The 19290-nt window shown below is 75.1% G+C and carries 19 protein-coding genes; 13 read left to right on the top strand and 6 right to left on the bottom strand.

What is annotated here, in order from left to right; translation table 11 throughout:
* Position 1 precedes the first annotated feature (1 nt).
* The 4 genes from RCG67_RS14340 to RCG67_RS14325 all read right to left on the bottom strand — a co-directional run bounded on the left by RCG67_RS14340 (position 2) and on the right by RCG67_RS14325 (position 3112).
* Positions 2-937, bottom strand: a complete 936-nt coding sequence (locus RCG67_RS14340) for a complex I subunit 1 family protein (RefSeq protein WP_368827234.1) — start codon at positions 935-937, stop codon at positions 2-4.
* The gene (locus RCG67_RS14335; protein WP_368827233.1) at positions 930-2204 is read right to left on the bottom strand and encodes a hypothetical protein; all 1275 of its coding nucleotides are present in this window, start codon (positions 2202-2204) and stop codon (positions 930-932) included. Before RCG67_RS14335 ends, RCG67_RS14340 begins: the two co-directional genes overlap by 8 nt.
* Positions 2195-2539, bottom strand: coding sequence for an NADH-quinone oxidoreductase subunit A (locus tag RCG67_RS14330; protein WP_368827231.1), 345 nt, complete (start codon positions 2537-2539; stop codon positions 2195-2197). The genes RCG67_RS14335 and RCG67_RS14330 overlap by 10 nt, the downstream gene beginning before the upstream one ends.
* Positions 2540-2704: 165 nt before the next feature.
* Positions 2705-3112 (bottom strand): four-helix bundle copper-binding protein, encoded by a 408-nt coding sequence (locus RCG67_RS14325; RefSeq protein ID WP_368827229.1) that lies wholly within the window; start codon positions 3110-3112, stop codon positions 2705-2707.
* Positions 3113-4087: 975 nt separating this feature from the next.
* On the opposite strand from RCG67_RS14325, the gene RCG67_RS14320 reads away from it, so the two are divergent.
* Genes RCG67_RS14320 through RCG67_RS14285 form a run of 8 tightly spaced genes read left to right on the top strand, consistent with a single transcriptional unit; the run spans position 4088 to position 12482 of the window.
* The gene (locus RCG67_RS14320; RefSeq protein ID WP_368827228.1) at positions 4088-4903 is read left to right on the top strand and encodes an ATP-binding cassette domain-containing protein; all 816 of its coding nucleotides are present in this window, start codon (positions 4088-4090) and stop codon (positions 4901-4903) included.
* On the top strand, positions 4900-5739 hold the full coding sequence (locus RCG67_RS14315; RefSeq protein WP_368827227.1) for an ABC transporter ATP-binding protein: 840 nt from the start codon (positions 4900-4902) through the stop codon (positions 5737-5739). Before RCG67_RS14320 ends, RCG67_RS14315 begins: the two co-directional genes overlap by 4 nt.
* 48 nt (positions 5740-5787) lie before the next feature.
* On the top strand, positions 5788-7359 hold the full coding sequence (locus tag RCG67_RS14310; protein WP_368827225.1) for an ABC transporter substrate-binding protein: 1572 nt from the start codon (positions 5788-5790) through the stop codon (positions 7357-7359).
* The gene (locus RCG67_RS14305) at positions 7356-9227 is read left to right on the top strand and encodes an ABC transporter permease subunit (RefSeq protein ID WP_368827223.1); all 1872 of its coding nucleotides are present in this window, start codon (positions 7356-7358) and stop codon (positions 9225-9227) included. Before RCG67_RS14310 ends, RCG67_RS14305 begins: the two co-directional genes overlap by 4 nt.
* A gap of 32 nt (positions 9228-9259) precedes the next feature.
* Positions 9260-10081 (top strand): metal ABC transporter ATP-binding protein, encoded by an 822-nt coding sequence (locus RCG67_RS14300; protein WP_368827222.1) that lies wholly within the window; start codon positions 9260-9262, stop codon positions 10079-10081.
* A gap of 2 nt (positions 10082-10083) precedes the next feature.
* Positions 10084-11001, top strand: a complete 918-nt coding sequence (locus tag RCG67_RS14295; protein ID WP_368827295.1) for a metal ABC transporter permease — start codon at positions 10084-10086, stop codon at positions 10999-11001.
* A 2-nt stretch (positions 11002-11003) separates the two neighbouring features.
* A complete protein-coding gene (locus tag RCG67_RS14290; protein WP_438612674.1) occupies positions 11004-11393 on the top strand; it encodes a Fur family transcriptional regulator in 390 nt (129 codons plus the stop codon).
* Positions 11394-11450: 57 nt separating this feature from the next.
* Positions 11451-12482, top strand: coding sequence for a metal ABC transporter substrate-binding protein (locus tag RCG67_RS14285; RefSeq protein WP_368827219.1), 1032 nt, complete (start codon positions 11451-11453; stop codon positions 12480-12482).
* A 132-nt stretch (positions 12483-12614) separates the two neighbouring features.
* Here the strand turns inward: RCG67_RS14285 and RCG67_RS14280 are convergent, their stop codons facing one another.
* Complete coding sequence (locus RCG67_RS14280; RefSeq protein WP_368827217.1) at positions 12615-13640, bottom strand: ABC transporter substrate-binding protein; 1026 nt, start codon at positions 13638-13640, stop codon at positions 12615-12617.
* Between the two features lie 119 nt (positions 13641-13759).
* Here RCG67_RS14280 and RCG67_RS14275 point away from each other — a divergent pair, with 119 nt between their 5' ends.
* The 5 genes from RCG67_RS14275 to RCG67_RS14255 all read left to right on the top strand — a co-directional run bounded on the left by RCG67_RS14275 (position 13760) and on the right by RCG67_RS14255 (position 17839).
* Positions 13760-14788 carry a FecCD family ABC transporter permease gene (locus RCG67_RS14275; RefSeq protein ID WP_368827216.1) on the top strand — a complete coding sequence of 343 codons (1029 nt, stop codon included), beginning with the start codon at positions 13760-13762 and terminating at the stop codon, positions 14786-14788.
* A complete protein-coding gene (locus tag RCG67_RS14270) occupies positions 14785-15918 on the top strand; it encodes a FecCD family ABC transporter permease (protein ID WP_368827214.1) in 1134 nt (377 codons plus the stop codon). Before RCG67_RS14275 ends, RCG67_RS14270 begins: the two co-directional genes overlap by 4 nt.
* Positions 15915-16724, top strand: coding sequence for an ABC transporter ATP-binding protein (locus RCG67_RS14265; RefSeq protein ID WP_368827213.1), 810 nt, complete (start codon positions 15915-15917; stop codon positions 16722-16724). The genes RCG67_RS14270 and RCG67_RS14265 overlap by 4 nt, the downstream gene beginning before the upstream one ends.
* Positions 16725-16858: 134 nt before the next feature.
* Positions 16859-17155 (top strand): DUF1540 domain-containing protein, encoded by a 297-nt coding sequence (locus tag RCG67_RS14260; RefSeq protein ID WP_058874219.1) that lies wholly within the window; start codon positions 16859-16861, stop codon positions 17153-17155.
* A gap of 144 nt (positions 17156-17299) precedes the next feature.
* Positions 17300-17839, top strand: a complete 540-nt coding sequence (locus RCG67_RS14255; RefSeq protein WP_368827211.1) for a hypothetical protein — start codon at positions 17300-17302, stop codon at positions 17837-17839.
* Positions 17840-17887: 48 nt separating this feature from the next.
* Here the strand turns inward: RCG67_RS14255 and RCG67_RS14250 are convergent, their stop codons facing one another.
* On the bottom strand, positions 17888-19117 hold the full coding sequence (locus RCG67_RS14250) for a chorismate-binding protein (protein WP_368827210.1): 1230 nt from the start codon (positions 19115-19117) through the stop codon (positions 17888-17890).
* Between the last annotated feature and the right edge of the window lie 173 nt (positions 19118-19290).

Genomic DNA, 19290 nt, shown 5'->3' with positions numbered 1-19290 from the left:
CTCAGCCCTTCCAGACGACGACGAGGGACACGACCAGGTCCTGGAGCACGGCGGCCGGGAGCAGGACCACCCACCCGATCTCCATGAACCGGTCCGGGCGCAGCAGCGGGAGCTTCCGCCGCAGCCACACGAGCACCGCCAGCACCAGGGCGGTCTTCACCAGGACCCACGCCCAGCCGGGCAGGACGGGCCCGGCGCCGCCGCCCAGGAAGAGCGGCACCGAGAAGGCAGCGCCGGCGGTCAGGAACAGGTAGCGCCCGGCCTGCAGCACGAGGCGGTCGACGCCCGAGAGCTCGGCCAGCACGCCGCCGCCGATGTCGGCGGCCAGCGCCGGGGCGAAGGGCCCCCACACGGAGAAGCCCGTCACGCCGATGAGGAAGACGAGGAAGGCGACCGGCATCCAGACCACGAACCACAGTCCGTCCTGGGCGGCCGCGACGTCCCCCACGGCCAGGCTGCCGGCGGCGATCGCCGGGGCCACCAGCGCGAACATCAAGGGCAGCTCGTAGGCCAGCCCGTGCGCCAGGAACCGGTAGCCGCCCACCAGGCCGTGGGCGGAGTTCGCGCCCCAGCCGGCCAGCCAGACCAGCGCCCAGACCATGACGTCCACGGTGTTGAACCACACGACGCCGACGTCCAGGTCCGCCAGCGTCCACCGGTCCAGCGGGAGCACCGCGATCATCAGGAACGCCCCGACCAGCATGCCCGCGCCGCCGACCCGCCACAGCAGGGTGTCCGCGGCCACGGTGGTACGGCGCCGCTGCCGCAGCAGCCGCGCCGTACGGCTCACCGGTGCGCTCCACCCGCCGCCGGTGCCCTGCGCCCGGGCCGAGAGCGCCGCGTCCAGGGCCACGGCGAAGAAGGCCAGGCCGCACAGGAGGATCCCCGCCAGCACGGCCCAGCCGCCGGGGACGGTCGTCACCACGCTCTCAGCCATGCCCCACCGCCCGGACGGCAGGATGCGGCTCGAGGTCCAGGCTCGCCACGGCCAGCCGCACGGAGGCCAGCTCCAGCCCGGTCACCAGGTCCGGCAGCACCGCCCACGGCACCGCGCCGTCGTCCCCCCGGACCGGTGGCGCCACTGCGGCCGGCTCCGCGCCACCGGTCTCGGCCCGGATCCGTTCCACCCGGGACAGCAGCCGGTCGTGGGCGTCCCCGAGACAGTGCCGCGGCAGCCCGTGGTGCTCCAGGGCAGGCGGGTCGAGCGGGAGCACGCCCCGCAGCGACCAGCGGAGCAGCCGCGATCTTCGCACCGTCCGGTGCAGCCGCTCGGCGGCGTCCCGGGAGGCGCCCCGATCGCCGTGCAGGAGGGCGTCCCGAGTGCGCCGGGCGCACGCCGCCGCGTCCTCGGCCCCGGCCAGGGCCAGCAGCGCCATGACCTGATCGCACGCCACCACCGCAGCAGGCGCGGGACCGGGGTGCGGCCCGGCCGCTCCGGCGCCGTCGTCCTGGGTGTCGTTCCGGCCGTCGACCACGGAGGTTTCGGCCTCCACCACGACGTCCCCCTGCAGGGAGCAGCGCAGCACGAGCCCGGCCGGCCAGAACGGCAGCACCGGACCGAGCGGCAGCCGGAGCACGTCCATCTCCAGCCCGTCACGGTCCTCCCCGCCCTCGGCCAGGGGGATTCCCCCCGGGGCCATGTCCATCCCGCCGTGCCCGCTGTGGTCCATGCCGCCATGACCGCCGTGGTCCATCTCGCCGTGGTCCATCTCGCCGTGGTCCATCTCGCCGTGGTCCATCTCGCCGTGGTCCATCTCGCCGTGGTCCATCTCGCCGTGGTCCATCTCGCCGTGGTCCATCTCGCCGTGGTCCATGCCCCCGTGGCCCCCATGATCCACGTCCTCGGGGATCTCGGGCTCCTGCTGCCGTTCCCGGGCGTCGGTCCGGTGGTGCGGGGTGTCGAGCAGGAGCGCTGCGGCGTCGTCGAGAGCGGGCCCCACCCCTCCGGGCGAGGTGATGTCGGCGCGGACTCGGGGACCGGGCATCTGCTCCCAGAGGCGGTCCACGAGCTCCGAGAGCTCGGGACCGGGCGTGCCACACACCGCGAGAACGTCCGCGTCGGCCGGTGCCCACGCCGGTCGCCACCCGCGGCGGAGCGCCTGGTGCTCGAGCTCCATGCGGGTAGTCCAGTGCCCGGGGACCTCGACGACGAGGACCCGGGCGGCCCGGACCGCGAGCCGGGCGAGAGCATCGCTCAGGCCCATCGGAAAGCTCCCTCACGCCAGGCCCAGGCCACGGCGACGAGCAGGGCCCCGAGGAACAGGAACATCTCCACGACCGCGGAGATCCCCTTCTCGATCACGACCACCGCCCACGGATACATGAAGAGCATCTCGACGTCGAAGGCCAGGAACACGATCGAGGCGAGGTACCAGCGGGCGTGGAACCGGGACAGCGCGTGCTCCTGGGGCATCCACCCGGACTGAGCGGGCAGCGCCGTCAGCGGGTCGGACGCGACGGCGGCAGCGCGGTGAAGTGCGTGGAGAAGGACGACGAGGGACAGCGCCACCAGGGCCATCGCCACGATCCCGGAATACATGAGGGTCTCCTCCGTCCGCCGTCACCTCGAAGTCTGTCACCGGGCGGCGGGGAGATCACCCTGTCGGACGGCGACCTCCCACCGGTCGAGACGTGTCGGCCCGGTGGTCACCGCGACGGCCGGAGCGGCAGCCGCTCCGGCCGTCGGCCAGGTGCTCGACCGTGCTCAGCCCAGTGCGGCGAGAAGGTCCGCGCAGGCCTGCTCGCAACGCCGGCACGCCTCGGCGCAGACCCGGCAGTGCTCGTGCATGCTCGCGTGCTGCTCGCACTCCTCCGCGCAGGCACGGCACGCGGTCCGGCACGCCTCGAGCGCCGCCCGGGTGACCTCCACGTTGTTGCCGGTCTGGCGCGAGAGCACGTTTCCGGTGGAGGCGCAGACGTCGGCGCAGTCGAGGTTCTTGCGGATGCAGGTGGTCAGCTCCGCGACCTTGTCCTCCGCCAGGCAGGCGTCGGCGCAGGCGGTGCAGGTCTGGGCGCACTCGAAGCAGGCGGCGATGCACTCGGCCAGCTTCTGCCGGTCGATGTTCCCCAGCTCCTTCGGGTAGGTCTCCAGCATCGAGGTCACATGCGTCATGGTCTCGCTCCTTCGTCCGTTCTGCCGTGGCGCGGACCGGCCGGAACCGGTCCGCCGTGCAATCGACAGTAGACTGCTGATTCAGTGGATTGAACCCCTCGCCGTTGAAGATTCTGTGAAGATCTCGCGGCACGAGCCGGATCGGGGCGACGGGCCCGTGCCTCCGCCTCCACCGGCGGCAGACTGCCTTCCGTGCCGGGACCGTGCAGCACGACGACCATTACGACGAGCACTGCGCCGCACGACCCCGTGCGTGTCGAGAAGCGTCTGCCTCGTGCAGGGGCTTCTCGAGACTGTCCGCTCGCCGTGTCGGCGATCCTGATGTCCGCCGAGCGTGCTGATCCCGGGGCGGCCGACCGCCTGTCCAGGGCTCTGGCCGCTCCGGCCCGCTGACCCGCGTCCGGGGGCACTGCCTCAGGAGGCGCGGCGGGAGAGCCTGGGGGGGGCGGGCCGAATCCGCTCACGGCATCCTGCAGGGGCTGTGGTGCACCGCGCTCGGGCCGGTGGATCTGCTGGGGTCCGCCGGACGCGACCCAGCGGTTCAGCGCTTCCGCGCGGTGCGCGTCCTCGAGCCCGCTCAGCCACACAGTGGGTCCGGCCTGCCCGCTGGGTCCGTCCCGCCGCGCCACGGCGACCAGGGAGGCCATCTCGCACCGCCCCATGCACGGGGACGAGATCAGGACGGCTCCGGCCGTATCCTTCACGACCTCCCGGAGGTTCTCCGCCTGCTCGGCCGTCCCGGCCAGCCGGCGCAGGCCGGCGCACCGGTGACCCTGGCACACCGCGACCAGCGGACCGCTGGCGTCGGTACTGGTCCTGCTCGGGATGCTCTTGCGGGTCATGGGACTGCCTCCTGGGTGATGGGCGATGGTGCGGGCCGTCGGGTCGCACGTCCGGTCTCCGCCGGATTGGTTGTTGAGAATGAAAATCATTACCATGAGATCCTGTCGGAACGGGTTTTGGCAAGGGAGAAGCATGCGCAGTGCGACCGGAGTGGACGTGCGGGAGCTCGAGGTCTCCGTGGCCGGACGGCCGCTGCTGCAGGGGGTGGACCTCCAGGTGCCGCACGGGCGGCGGGTCGCCCTGCTCGGCGCCTCGGGCTCCGGGAAGTCCCTGACGGTGCTGGCCCTGCTGGGTCTGCTCGGCCAGCAGCTCGACGTGCAGGGCTCGCTGCGGGTCGCCGGCCGTGAGCTGCCCTGGCGTCAGGCACCGGGGCGGCGTCCGGGGATGGCGGCGGTCTTCCAGGACTCCCAGGCCGCGCTGAACCCCGTGGTGCGCCTGGACCGGCAGCTCCTGCCCGCTGTGGCCCGCCGCCGCCGGATCAGCGCGGCGGCCGCCGTCCGGGTCATGGCGGAACTGCTCCACGAGGTCGGGTTCGAGGACCCGGAGCGGATCCTGGGCGCCCATCCCTCCCAGCTCTCGGGCGGGCAGCGGCAGCGCGTGTGCCTGGCGCTCGCCATGGCCGCATCCCCGGACCTGCTGGTGGCCGACGAGCCGACCACGGCCCTGGACATGATCAGTCAGCGCCACGTGGTCGAGGCCCTGCGCCGGTGCACCGGCCCGGGCCGCGGCGGGCTGCTGTTCGTCACCCACGACCTGTCGGTCGCGGCCGACCTGTGCGACGACGTCGTCGTCCTGGAGCGAGGGCGGGTCGTGGAGGCCGGTCCGGTGCAGCAGGTGGTCGGCTCGCCGCAGGCGCCCTTCATCGCGGCCCTGGTCGACGCCGCCCGGGCCGGTCTCCTGCCCGCCCCGGCTCCGCTGGGCGCGGCTCCGTTGGGGGTGGCGTCGTGAGCCGGCCGGCGGAACGCGCCACCACGCTGGACGGTGCCGGGCTCACCAGGACCTACGGCACGCGGTTCGGCGTGGTGGCCGCGCTGTGCGGCGTCGATGTCGAGGTGCGCGAGGGGGAGACGCTGGGCCTCGTGGGCCCCTCCGGGTCGGGCAAGTCCACGCTGCTGTCCCTGCTGCTGGGCGTGGAGCGCCCGCAGCACGGCGAGGTCCTCTTCAACGGTGCGCTCCTGACCGGGCCGGGGCAGATCCGGCGGGCCCGGCAGGCCGTGCAGTACATCCCGCAGGACCCGGCGTCCAGCCTGGATCCGCGGCGCAGCGTCGAGCGCCAGCTGCGGGAACCGCTGCGGCGCTTCCGCATCCCGGGCGACCACTCGAGGCTGGTTCTCGATGCCCTGGCGCAGGTGGAGCTCGGCGCCGACCACCTGGGCCGGCGCGCTCACGAGCTCTCCGGTGGTCAGGCCCAGCGCGTGGCCATTGCCCGGGCCCTGGTGACCCGGCCCCGGATCCTCCTGGCGGACGAGGCGGTCAGCGGGCTCGACCTGCCGCTGCGCCACCAGGTGCTGGAGCTGCTGAAGGAGCAGCACGTCCGGGAGGGCCTGGGACTGCTGTTCGTCTCGCACGACCTCACCGCGGTCCGGTTCCTGTGCGATCGCGCGCTGGTGCTCGACCGCGGGCGGGTGGTGGAGGAAGGACCCGTCGACCGGCTCCTCGGGACGCCGCGCCACCCGACGACGCAGGAGCTGGTGGATGCTGTTCCGCGCCTGCCCGCCTGGGACCCGCACCCTGCTCGTCCTGCTCTCCGCCGTCGCCTTCCCGCAGGTGCTGCCTGTTCCTGAGATCTGCACGTCCCCCTCCACCGATCACCACACCGAAAGGGCCCTCTGATGCCCCCTCGTCCCACCGTTCCCCGCCTCGCGCCTCGCCGCGCCGGCCTCGGCCTCGCCGCGGCCGGCCTCCTGCTGCTCACCGGCTGCTTCGCCGAGGGCTCCGGCAGCTCCGCCGAAGGCTCCGGCACCTCCTCGGCCGGGGGCGCCGGCGGCTCGGCCGGCGCCCGGATCGGGCTGGCCATGCTGCAGCCGCCGCGCTCGGGGCTGTCCCCGCTGAGCGACGACGCGTTCAAGCTCTCCCGCTGGTCCACCGCCGAGACCCTGGTCCGGCTGGACGAGGCCGGGGAGGCGCAGCCGATGCTGGCCACCGGGTGGGAGCAGCTGGACGAGAACACCTGGTCCTTCACCGTCCGCGACGGCGTCACCTTCCACGACGGCACCGAGCTCACCGCGGAGAACGCCGCCGCCTCCCTGACCCGGGCCGTGGAGGCCGAACCGGCCCCGCGCATCCTCGACGGGGTGGAGATGAGCGTGGCCGCCGAAGGGGACACGGTGCGGGTCACCACCGCCGAGACCGATCCGCTCGTGCCCCAGCGGCTGTCCAGCCCGCAGCTGTCGATCCTGGCGCCGGCCGCCTACGAGGGGGAGGCCGTGACCCCGGTGGGCCACGGCACCGGACCCTTCGAGCTCACCGCCGTGGACGGAACCGCCGGGGCCACCCTGGAGCGCTACGACGCCTACTGGAACGGCGCCGCGGCCGCTTCCGGCATCGACGTGTCCTTCGTGCCCGACGGCACCGCGCGGGCCGCCGCGCTGCGCGCCGGGGAGGCGGACGTCGTCGAGGCCGTGCCGGTGGGACAGGCCGCCCAGGTGGAGGAGGACCTCCTGGCGGAGGTGCCGATGCCGCGCACCAACACCCTGTACCTCAACACCGAGGACGGGCCGTTCGCCGACCCCGCCGTGCGCGCGGCCGCCCGTGAGGCCCTCGACCCGCAGGGCATCGTGGACGGGGTCTACGAGGGCCGCGCCGACACGGCCGCCGGGCTGCTGGGCCCGGCGATCCCCTACGCCGCGGCGGGCCGGGCCACGGACGCCTACCGCGAGCTGCTCGCCGGCCGCGCCGAGGCCGGGGACCCGGCCGGGCGGAAGATCACCATCGGGACCTTCACCGACCGGGCCGAGCTGCCCGAGGTCGCCGTCCAGCTCCAGCAGCAGCTCGAGGCCGCCGGGTTCGAGGTGGAGCTGGAGGTGCGCGAGTACCAGTACATCGAGGCCGACGCGATCGACGGGCAGTTCGACGCGTTCGTCCTCTCCCGTGCCACGGTGCTGGACTCGGGCGACCCGGTGGCCTACATGGTCAGCGACTTCGGCTGCGAGGGCTCGTTCAACCTCTCCCAGTTCTGCTCCGCGACCGTCGACGACGCCCTGACCGCCGCGGAGCAGGCCGCTCCCGGCGAGGAGCGACAGGAGGCGATCATGGCCGCCGAAGCGGCGATCCTGGCCGAGGACGCCGCGATCCCGATGCTGCACGAGCGCGTCATCCAGGGGGAGCAGGACGGCGTGGCGGGCGCGGTCCGCGATCCGCGCGAGCGCGAGCTCATCACCGCGGCGACCACCGTCGCCGAATGACAGCTCGGGTGACGAGCCGGGCGGCGGACCAGATGACGGGCCGTGGAGCGGACGCGCCGGCGGACCGGGCGCGGAACCGCGTGCCGGGCGGGGGAGGGGCGGCCGCCCTCGTCTCGCGCGTCCTGGCGTTCACGGCCGTCGTCGTCCTGATCGGGGCCCTGCCGTGGCTCTCGGGCAACAGCCCCGAGTACACGGTGCTGCGCGCCCGCTACGCGGACCGGCCGGCCACCCCGGAGGTGCTGGCCCAGATCCGGACCGAGCTGGGCCTGGACGGCGGCCCGCTCGCCGTCTTCGCCGACTGGGCCTCCGGGGTGCTCCGCGGGGACTTCGGCACCTCCTGGATCAGCGGGCGCCCGGTCCTGCCCGGTCTCCTCGAGGCCATGGGGGTGTCCCTGACGCTGATGGGCGCTGCCCTGCTCGTCGCCCTGCTCGTGGCCGCCCTGATCTGCGGGCCCACCGTCCGCAGCGGGCTCGCCGGGCGCCCCGCCCGCGGGGCCGGGGCGGCGGCGGCCGCGCTGACCGCGCTGCCGGAGTTCCTGCTCGCGGCGGCGCTGCTGGTCGTCCTGGCGGTGTGGGCGGGCTGGTTCCCGCCCTACGGATGGCGCGGACCCGGGCACGTGGTGCTCCCCGCCCTGGCGCTCGGCCTGCCCGGGGGCGGGCTGCTCGGCCGGCTGCTCTCCACCGCGCTGGCCGGCGCCTTCGCCGAGCGCTGGGTGCACACCTGGGCCGTGGCCGGGCACTCCCGGCCCCGGATCGCTCTCGCGGCGCTGCACCGGGCCCTGCCCGGGGTGATCGGGCAGATCGCCCTCGTCGTCGTCGGGCTCACCGGCGGGGCGGTGCCGGTCGAGGAGGTCTTCGCGGTCCCCGGCCTGGGCCGGGCCCTGCTCGGGGCCGCCGCGGCCCAGGACATCCCCGCGCTGCAGGCCGGGGTCCTCCTCCTGCTCGTGCTCGCCGCGCTGTGCGGGGCCCTGGCCGCCCTGGCCCGCCGGGCACTGCTGGGCCCGGCCGCCCGTTCCGGCGACCTGCCCGTCCCCGGACCCCCGGCGGGGCGGCACCGGACGTGGTGGGCGGTGCCGGGCGTCTCGGGGGCCCTGCTGCTGGGGCTGGTCGTCGCCGGGCTGCTCCGGAACCCCTACGCCTCCGCCCACGCCCGGCTCGAGGCCCCCTCCTGGACGCTGCCGCTGGGGGCCGACGCGTCCGGGCGCGACGTCCTGGCGCGCGTGGGCCACGGCGCCCTGGACACCCTGGGTCTGGCCCTGGTCGTGGTCGCCGCGTGCCTGGTCATCGGGCTGGCCGTCGGGATGACCGGGACGTGGTCCACCGGCCCCGTGGAGGTCACCAACGCGGCACCGCCGATCATCGCCGGCATCCTCGTCGTGGCGGTGGCCGGGCCCTCGGCGGCCGGGGCCGCCCTGGCCGTCACCCTGGTGAGCTGGGCGCCGCTGGCCGCCCACACCGCCGCCCTCGCCGCCGAGATCTCCGCCCGGCCCTACGTCCGGGTGCTGCCCCTGCTCGGGGCGGGCCGCGCCCGCATCCTGGCCGGGACCGTCCTGCCCGCCCTGCTGCCGGAGGTGGCCCGGCACGCGGTCCTGCGCCTGCCCGGCACCGCCCTGGCCATCGCCGGCCTCGGGTTCCTGGGCCTGGGGCAGCAGCCGCCGGCCCCGGAGTGGGGGCTGCTGCTGGCCGAGGGGATCGGCTACGTCGAGCGCGCCCCGTGGGCGGTGCTCGGTCCCGCCGGCGCCCTGGTGCTCGCCTCCGTCCTGGCCGTCTCCCTCGCCGGCGCCGACGGAGCGCGGCCGGCGTCCCGTCCCGGGGTCGCCACCGCGGACCCCGTGCCGGCTCCGGCCTCGTGCCGCACGCGGAATTGACCACCGTTCTCATTAGATTGAGAATGGGTCTCATGAAACGTTCCTCCACCCCGCCGGCCGCCGCCCCGGCGGACCCTGCGGCGATCCGCACGGCGGACCTCGCGGTGGTCCTCGGCGCCGCTCCCGTGCTGCGCGGGGTGGACCTGACCGTGGCCGACGGCGAGGCCGTGGCCCTGATGGGCGGCAACGGCTCCGGCAAGTCGACCCTCATCAAGGCCCTGCTCGGCATCGTGCCCGTCGCCTCCGGCGAGGCCCGGCTCTTCGGCGCCGACGTCACCGGTGCCCGCCGGCACGTGCCGTGGTCGCGCATCGGGTACGTCCCCCAGCGCGTCGGCGTCGGCGCCGGGGTGCCGGCCACCGCGCTCGAGGTCGTCGCCTCGGGGCTGACGGGGCACCGCCGGCTGCGCCTGGGCGCCGGTGCCCGGCGCGTGTGCCTCGACGCCCTCGAGCAGGTCGGGCTGGCCGACCGGGCCCGCGAGAGCGTGGCCATCTTCTCCGGCGGCCAGCAGCAGCGGGTGCTGATCGCCCGGGCCCTGGTGCGGCAGCCCCGGCTGCTGCTGCTGGACGAGCCCCTGTCCGGGGTGGACCAGGTCTCCAAGGAGGCCATCGCCCGCATCCTGGCGCAGCTCCAGGCCGGTGGCACCACGCTGCTGGTCGTGCTGCACGAGCTGGGCGAGCTGTCCCCCCTGCTGGACCGCGCCGTGGTGCTGCGCCACGGGCGCATCGTGCACGACGGCATCCCCCCGCTGCCGGCTCCGGGGCACGACGCCCCCGACCACGAGCACCTGCACCCCCACGGGGACGCGCCCGCCGCCGTCCCGGCAGCCCCGGACCTCCACGGAAAGCCGCAGTGACCATGATCGACACCCTCACCGCCATGCTGGCCAGTCCACTGATGCAGCGCGGTCTGCTGATCGCCGCCCTGGTGGGGATCTCCGCGCCGGTGATCGGCACCTACCTCGTGCAGCGGCGCCTGGCCCTGCTCGGTGACGGCATCGGCCACGTCGCCCTGACCGGCGTGGCCATGGGCTGGCTGGCCGGCGCCGCGGCCGGGCTGACCTCGCGCGACGCGCTGGCCGTTCCCGGGGCGGTCGTCGCGGCCGTCGTCGGCGCGGTGCTCATCGAGGTGATGCGCTCCAAGGGGCGCACCAGCGGGGACGTGGCCCTGGCCCTGCTGTTCTACGGCGGCATCGCCGGCGGCGTGCTGCTGATCGGGATCGCCGGCGGCACCTCGGCCAATCTCACCGGCTACCTCTTCGGGTCCATCGCCACCGTCACGCCCCTGGACGTGTGGCTCACCGCCGGGCTGGCGGCGGTCGTCCTCGGTGTGGGGCTCGGCCTGCGCCCGGCCCTGTTCTCCCTGTGCCACGACGAGGAGTTCGCCCTCGCCACCGGGCTGCCGGTGCGGGGCCTGAACATCCTGGTGGCCGTCATGGCGGCCCTGACCGTCTCCGTGTCGATGCGCGTGGTCGGCGTCCTCCTGGTCTCGGCCGTGATGATCGTCCCGGTGGCCGTCGCCCAGCTGGTCACCCGGTCCTTCGCCGGCACCATGGGAGTGGCCATGGCCGTGGGGGCCGGGGTCTGTGTGACCGGCCTGTCCATCACCTACTTCTACCCGTTGTCCCCCGGGGCGACGATCGTGATGCTGGCCATCGCCTGCTACGCGCTGACCCTGATCGTCAGCCCCCTCGTGGGCGGCACCCGGCGCCGCGGTGCCCACGACGCGGACCGCCTGCACGGCGCCGAGGACGACCTGCAACTCCGAGGAGCATGACCATGTCCCGGACCACCCGGCAGCGCTCCGCCCTGGCCGAGCTGCTCGCGCGGACCCCGGAGTTCCGCTCCGCCCAGCAGATCCACGCGATGCTGGGGGAGGAGGGGGAGCCCGTCTCCCTCGCCACCGTCTACCGCAACCTCAACGCCCTCGCCGAGAACGGGGAGGTGGACGTGCTCGCCACCGAGGGCGGCGAGAGCAGGTACCGCCGGTGCGTGCGCACCGAGCACCACCACCACCTGGTGTGCCGCCGCTGCGGGCACACCGTGGAGGTCGCCGAGACGTCGGTCGAGCGGTGGGCCGCCCAGACCGCCCGCCGGCACGGCTTCTCGGAGGTCTCCCACGAGATCGAGCTCCACGGCATCTGCGACACCTGCAGGAGCGGCTCCTGAGCCGCCCGAACCGGACCGTTTTGACAACGATTCTCGATTTGTCTGAGAATTGTTCTCATGAACCTCTCGCGCGGCCTCGCCGTCCCGTTGTCCCTGATCGCCGCTCTCGCGCTGTCCTCCTGCGCCACCGGCTCGGCTGATCCCGCTGCCACGGCCGAGGGGTCGGACGGGACGCTGGACGTGCAGGCCTCCTTCTATCCGCTGCAGTACGTCACCGAGCGCGTCGGCGGGGAGCACGTGCAGGTGGAGTCGCTGACCCCCGCCGGGGCCGAGCCGCACGACCTCGAGCTCTCCCCGGCGGCGGTCGACGGACTGCGCACCGCGGACGCGGTGGTGTACCTCTCCGGGTTCCAGCCGGCGGTCGACGACGCCGTGGCCCAGGCCGCCCCCGAGCACGTCCTCGACGCCGTGCACGCCGGCGTGGAGGGCGAGGAGGCGCACTCGGCCGAGGAGCACGAGGAGGCCGGGTCGTCCCACAGCGGAGAGGCCCACGGCGACGATGCCCCCGCCGGGGAGCAGTCGGCACAGGGCGCCGCCGAGGAGGCCGCCGGCGACGACGGGCACGGCCACGCGGGGGAGGACCCGCACTTCTGGCTGGACCCCGAGCGGCTGGCCGCGGTGGCCACGGAGGTCGCCCACGAGCTGGCCGAGGTCGACCCGGACCACGCGGCGGCCTACGAGTCCAACGCCGAGAAGCTGACCGCGGAGCTGGCCGCCCTGGACCAGGAGTTCACCGAGGGTCTGGCCACCTGTGAGCGGGACACCATCGTGGTTTCCCACGACGCCTACGGCTACCTGGCCGACAAGTACGATCTCGAGCAGGTGTCCGTGGCCGGCTTCGAGCCCGACACCGAGCCCTCCCCGGCCCGCCTGGCCGAGATCGGCGAGGTCGTCGAGGCCGAGGGCGTCACCACGGTGTTCTCGGAGTCCACGGTCAACCCGAAGGTCGCCGAGACCCTGGCGGCCGAGCACGGGATCGAGACGGCGGTGCTGGACCCGGTCGAGGGCCAGGTCGACGAGAGCGCCGACTACCAGCAGGTCATGCGCGCCAACCTCGAGGCGTTGCGCACCGCGCTGGACTGCGCGTAGAGCGACGCGGCCGCCTCCGGCGGCCCGGGGTCACGAGGCGCCGGGGCGCGGCCGGCCGGGAGCGGACCTCACCCGCGCGACGGGGCCGCGTCGTCGTGATCCCGGAGGAAGGCCACGGCCCCGTCGCGCGGGTCAGGGCAGCTGCGGGTCCACTCCGTAGTGCTCGGCCAGCTGCGTGATCACGGCATGGGCGCCCTGGATGCTCACGGAGGCCACGAAGGTCTCGTCGTCGACCGGCAGGACCTCGCCCTCGAGCCGCTCCCAGAGCGGGTTGGTGGTGAAGCGCTCCTCCTGCTCCCGGGAGGCCTCGCCCTCGGCACCGTCCGGCGCCCAGGTGCTCACCATGACCAGGTCCGCGTCCGCCTCGAGGATCTGCTCCTGGGACAGGGGCACGAAGATGCTCTCGGTCGTGTCGGGCGCCCCCTCGGGGCGGGGGATGCCCATGTCGGCCATGATCTCGCCGATGAAGGAGTCCGAGGAGTACAGGCGCGCGGTGTCCTCGCCCGCGAAGCGCAGCAGCGAGTACGTGGCGTCGGGGTCCTGCGCCAGGATCGCCTCGCCCACCGCGGCGGCGCGCGCCTCGTAGCCGGCGACCTCCTGCTCGGCCTGCTCCTGCTTGCCCAGGGCCTCCCCGAGCAGGACCACGTTCTCCTTCCACGTCGGCCCGGTGGACTCGGAGAAGACCGTGGGGGCGATCTTCTCCAGCTGCGGGTACAGGGCCTCCTGGCGGACCTTGGCCGAGACGATGAGGTCCGGGTCGAGCCCCGCGATCTGCTCCAGGTCCGGCTCGGCGATCGTGCCGACGTTCACCGCTTCGGCCGTCTCCGCCGAGACGTCCCCCAGGTAGTCGGCGAACGGGTCCTCCGGGTCCTGCCGGTACTCGGCGTAGCCGACCAGCTCCGCGTCGAGCAGCAGCGCCGCGTCGACGTAGCTGGGATCCAGCGCGACCACGCGCTGGGGCTGCTCCTCGATGACGGTCTCGCCCATCGCGTGGGTCATCGTCAGCGGATACCCGGCGGCCGTGGCGCCGGTCGCGGTCGAATCCGGCGCCGGGGACCCGGTCGCGGGGCCGGCGGCCGGCTCGGTGCCGCCGCAGGCCGTGAGGGCGAGCAGGGACAGGCCGAGAACGGCGGCGGGGAGGGTCTTTCCAGGGGTCATGGGGAAGGCCTTCGGTCGGGCGGATCGGGTGGCAGGTGAGGTGAGGCTCACCTCACTGTGGCAGACTGTAGCAGTCCGCTCGGCATTAGCTCACACATCCCTGACGTAATCGAGGTGGCATGGCCCTGTCCCTGGCAACCCGGCCCCCACGTGCCCCGGTGCTGCGCCGGGGGCAGTGGCTGGCCGTGCTGCTCGCGGTGGCTCTGGGCGCCGTGGTGCTGAGCGTGTGCGTGGGCGGGCGGCCCTCCACCCCGGCCGAGGCCTGGCACGCCGTGCTCACCCCCACGGGCACCGTCATGGACGTGACCATCCGCGAGCTGCGCTGGCCGCGCACCGTCACCGCCGTGGTGGTGGGGACCTGTCTCGGCCTGGCGGGGGTGCTGGTGCAGGGCCACACGCGCAATCCGATCGCCGACCCCGGCCTGCTGGGCATCAACCAGGGCGCCGCCCTGGCGATTGTCGGCGTGACCGCCGCGGCCGGCACCGTGGCCCCGCTGACCCAGGCGCTGCTGGCCTTCGGCGGGGCCCTGGCGGCCGTGGTGGTGGTCTTCCTCATCGGCTCCGCCGCCCGGCACGGGGCCACGCCCATCACCCTGGTGCTGGCCGGGGCGGCCGTCTCCGCGCTGTGCACCGGGCTGGTCTCGGCCATCGTCCTGCTGGACGACCAGGCCCTGGACACCCTGCGCTTCTGGCAGGTGGGCTCCGTCGCGGTCCGCAACGGCTCCCTCGAGGTGCTCTGGCCCTTCCTGGCCCTGGGGCTCGCCCTGACCGCGGCCAACGTCGGCGCGCTGAACAGCCTCTCCCTGGGCGAGGACGTCGCCCGCGGCCTCGGGGTCTCCGTGCTGCGGGCCCGGATCACCGGGATCGCGGCGATCACGCTGCTCGCGGGTGCGGCCGTGACCCTGGCCGGGCCGATCGCCTTCGCCGGGCTCGTGGTCCCGCACATGGCCCGTGCCGTGATGGGCACGGACTACCGGTGGCTCGTCCCCGCCGGCGCGCTGGCCGGGGCGGCCGTGCTGCTGCTGGCCGACACCGCCGGCCGGGTGGTCGCCCGGCCGGGGGAGCTGTCGGTCGGGGTGGTGCTGGCCGCCGTCGGCGCACCGTTCTTCGTCCATCTCGCCCGCCGCCGGAAGCCGGCCACCGCATGACCTCGTCCCCCGCCGCCCCGCCCCGGGCGCGCACGCCGTCCGCCGCCCCGGGGGTTCCGCCGCCGGGACCGTTCCGGTCCGTCCGGGCGCTGCGCGCCGGGCCCGTCTCCGTGCGGGTGCACCCCCGGGCGCTGGCGGTCTCGGCCGTGCTGATGGTCCTGGTGGCCGCGGGCGCGGCCCTCCACGTGGCCGTGGGCGGCACCCCCATCCCGTACCCGCAGGTCCTCGCCGCGCTCGCCGGCCGGGCGCCGGACGCCGCCGTCCAGCTGGCGGTGGTCGAGTTCCGCGCCCCCCGCACGGTGGCCGCCGTGCTCGTGGGCGCATGCCTGGCCGCGGCGGGCGCCATCACCCAGACGGTCGCCCGCAACCCGCTGGCCAGCCCCGACATCCTCGGTGTGACCTCCGGGGCCTCGGCGGGCGCGGTCGCGGTGCTGATCCTCGGGCAGGGCGGGGCGGCCGGACTCAGCGGCGCGGCCGCGACCGTGGGCATGCCGGCCGCGGCCTTCGCGGCCGGCACGGCCAGCGGCGTGGCCGTCTACCTGCTGGCCTACCGGCACGGGGTCGACAGCTACCGGCTGATCCTGGTGGGCCTGGGAATCTCCGGGTTCACCACCGCGCTGACCACCTGGATGCTCACCCTGGGCGACGTCACCAGCGCCGCCCAGGCCCTGACCTGGATGACGGGCTCGCTCAACGGCAAGGACTGGTCCCTGGTGCGGCCCATGGCGGTCGTCGCGGCCGCCCTGGTCGGCGCGGCGGTGCTGTCCGGCCGGTGGCTGCTCCTCTCGTCCCTGCACGAGGACACCGCGGTGGGCCTGGGGCTGCGGCTGGGGCGGGTCCGGGTGGTGGCCCTGAGCCTGGCCGTGCTGCTGGCCTCGGTCGCCACCGTGGTCGGCGGCCCGCTGGTGTTCGTGGCGCTGGCCTCACCGCAGATCGCCCGTCTGCTCACGCGGGCCCCGGTGCCGCCCGTGGCCGTCTCGGTCCTGGTCGGGGCGCTGTTCGTGCTGGTCGCCGACACCGCCGCCGCCCACCTGCTGGCCGTGCCCCTGCCGGTCGGCGTCGCCACGGCCGTGCTGGGTGCCCCGTACCTCATCCACCTCGTCCTGCGATCCCAACGGAGGACCCCATGAGCCCCCTGCCCGCCACCGCCCGGCTGGAGGCCCGCGACCTGACGCTGGGCTACGACGGGAGGCCCGTCGTCGAGCACCTGTCCCTGGCCGTCCCGGAGGGCCGCGTCACCACGGTCATCGGCCCCAACGGGTGCGGCAAGTCCACCCTGCTGCGGGGGATGGCGCGCCTGCTGCGCCCGCTCGGCGGCACCGTGACCCTCGACCGCGAACCGCTCGACCGGCTCTCCACCCGGCGGATCGCCCAGCGGCTGGCCGTCCTGCCCCAGGGACCCACGGCCCCGGAGGGGCTCACCGTGGCCGACCTCGTCTCCCGCGGACGCCACCCGCGGCAGCGCTGGTACCAGCAGTTCTCGCACGCCGACGAGGACGCCGTGCACCGGGCGCTGGAGGCCACCGGCATCGCCGAGCTCGCCGGGACCCCGGTCGACGAGCTCTCCGGCGGACAGCGCCAGCGCGCCTGGATCTCGATGACGCTCGTGCAGGACACCGAGATCGTGCTCCTGGACGAGCCCACCACGTACCTGGACCTGGCCCACCAGGTCGAGATCCTCGAGCTCGTCCACCGGCTCAACCGGGACCTGGGCCGGACCGTGGTCATGGTGCTGCACGACATCTCCCTGGCCGCCCGCTTCTCCGACCACATCGTGGCCATGGCCGGCGGGCGCGTCGTCGCCCAGGGCACGCCCGAGGAGGTCGTGACGGCGGAGCTGCTCGCCGAGGTCTTCGGCCTGCGGGCGCAGGTCGTTCCCGAGCCGGTCAGCGGCCGCCCGCACGTCATCCCGCTGACCCGGATCGCCGCGGACTGACCACCGGCGCGTCCACGGCAATTGCGGCACAGAAAAATTCGCTATCCATTGCCCCAGGTGAGGCGCATCCTGGAAGGGTCCGACCTGGTCGGGGCAACAGGCACCGGCCCGGAGATCCTCCTGGAGGAGAAGTCATGGCCACCACCGAGTTCGCTCCCGTCTCCGACTGCACCGTGGGCCAGTGCTCGTTCAACCACGACCACGAGTGCACCGCCCACGCGATCACCGTCACCGGCAGCGCCGGCCACGCGCACTGCGGCACGTTCATCTCGCTGGGCCCCGACGGGGGCCTGCCCACCGTGCACGCTGAGGTGGGCGCCTGCCAGCGCGGGGAGTGCGTGCACAACGAGCACCTGATGTGCACCGCCCACGACGTGAAGATCGGTGCGGGCGCCGACGAGGCCGACTGCCTCACCTACCAGGCCGCCTGACGCGGCCCGGCGTGCCCGGCCCGGCGTGCCCGGCCTGGCGTGCCCGGTCAGCGGCCGGGCGGCGGCGGCGTAGCGTAGAGCGTCCGGGAGCGGTCACCAGGCCGTTCCCGGGCCGACCCGCCGCACCGCTAGGAGACAACGCCCGTGGAACCCCTGCCGCTGGAGCCCCTCACCCGCTTCCTGACCGTGGAGCACGCCGCGGACCTCAGCGGGCTGGCCTCGCGGATCCCGGGCTCGGGCTTCCTCTGCTTCTACCCCAACGACGAGGAGTACGCGGGTTTCGCCGACGGGACGGGCCGGCTCTGGCTCCGCGGCGACGACGCCACCCCCGCCCGGGAGCTGCTGGAGGTGCTCGAGCCGCCGTTCCGCATCGCCTACCCCGTGGCTCCTTCCGTCACCGGCGACGAGGAGGCGGTCGTCTCCGCCGGAGTGCTGCAGACCCCCGAGGAGCTCGAGGCCTACCGCGCCCGCTTCACCGACGTCGAGGGGGAGGCGGACCTCGACCACCAGGCCCACGCCGTGGACGCCGTCGGCCAGCACTGGACCCTGATGGCCGGCGCCGACGCGGGGGAGGTGCTGGCCCTGTGCTTCGGGCGGGACGAGGCGGGCGTGCCGTTCTCCGAGCAGACCACGTTCACCGCGGAGTCCCTGCCCCTGCCCGTCACCGTGGTGGAGCTCGACTGAGCTCAGGCCCCGGTCGGACGAGCTGTGCTGCGTCGCGGGCGCGACCGGTCAGGCGGCGTCCGGGACCACGGAGCACGGGTCCGTCCGTTCCAGGGCGCCGGCGGCCGCGAGGGCCGCGCGCACGGTGCCGAAGTTCGCGGCCGTCTCGGCCACGGCACCGTCCACGGTGGAGGTCGCGTCCAGCTCCGCGGCGGCGTGCAGCCGGGCCAGCGTGCCGTGCAGGTGGACGCTGCGCAGCACCGGCACCCACTGGCCGTGCCCCGCGGCGTCGGTCCAGCCCACGAGCCCCGCGAAGGCGCCGCGGGGGCGCGGCTCGAGCTCACGGATCAGGGACATGGCCTCCCGGCCCGGGGTGCCGCCGGCGGCGGCACGGTGCAGCGCCACCGCGGCGTGCAGCGCGCTGGTGCCCCGGGGCAGCCGGCCGGTGAGGCGGGTCGCGAGATGCCAGGCGGCGTCGGTGCTGAGCACGCTGGGCTGCGCGGGCACGTGCAGCGACGCGGCGAGCGGTGCCAGGCTGCGGGCCAGCTGCTCGACGACGTGCTGGTGCCGCCGGCGCGCGGCAGGGGAGCGCAGCAGGGACTGCTGGGCGGCCGCGTCGCCCGCGACCGTGGGATGGCGCGCGGCGCAACCGGTGTGGGGGTGGGCGGCGAAGCCGGTCGGGCGCACCTCGGCCGTGAGCTCCGGACCCGCGCCGAGGACGGCGCCGCCGTCCCGGGGCCGCACCAGGAAGGCGTGGCCGCCCGCGGCGCGGGCCACCAGCTCGTCCCACAGCCGGTCCAGGTCCACGGGGGCGGGCAGCTCCAGGTCCAGGGCGCGGGCCAGCACCAGGTGCTCCGCGGCGCCGCGGCCGATCCGGTCGAGGACCTCGGCGAGCGCCTCGCGGTGGTCCGCGTCCGGCGCCGGGGCGGAGGGCACGAGCTGCCGGGCCAGGGGCACCGAGGCTCTCGGTGCCGGGCGGGGTGCCCAGACGGGCCGCTCGGCGAGGAACAGGTCGGCCGGCTCGCCCGGGTCGAAGGGGACGGTTCCGCACAGCACCGGTCCCGTGGCGCGGCGGGCGCCGGAGTCGAACGCCTCGCGGGTGGCCTCGTCCAGGCGGGCCAGCGCCGCCCCGACGCCGCCGCCGGTGATCGGGGCGGCGGGCAGCGTCCGGTCCCGCCGCGCGAAGAGAGTCCCGCGGCGCCCCGCGAGCACGAGGTCGCTGTCGAGGCCCGCAGCCGGTGCGGTCTCCGGGGGGAGGAGGTCGAGCGCCACGGCGGGAGGCGTCGTGCCACGGGTCATGCGCGGGGCCTTCGGTCGGGCGGATCGGGCAGGTGAGGTGAGCCTTACCTGGTGGTGGGGGGAACTGTAGCAGGTCGCCCCGGATTAGCTGACAGATTCCTGCCCTAATTCCTGCGTCAGCGCGCACCGGCCGGCGGGCTCGGTGCGGCGGCCGTTCCGCTCACGGGCCCTGC

This window comes from Kocuria cellulosilytica, from assembly GCF_040981245.1.
Taxonomy (GTDB): Bacteria; Actinomycetota; Actinomycetes; order Actinomycetales; family Micrococcaceae; genus Kocuria; species Kocuria cellulosilytica.
This window is presented reverse-complemented; position numbering and strand designations above follow the sequence as displayed.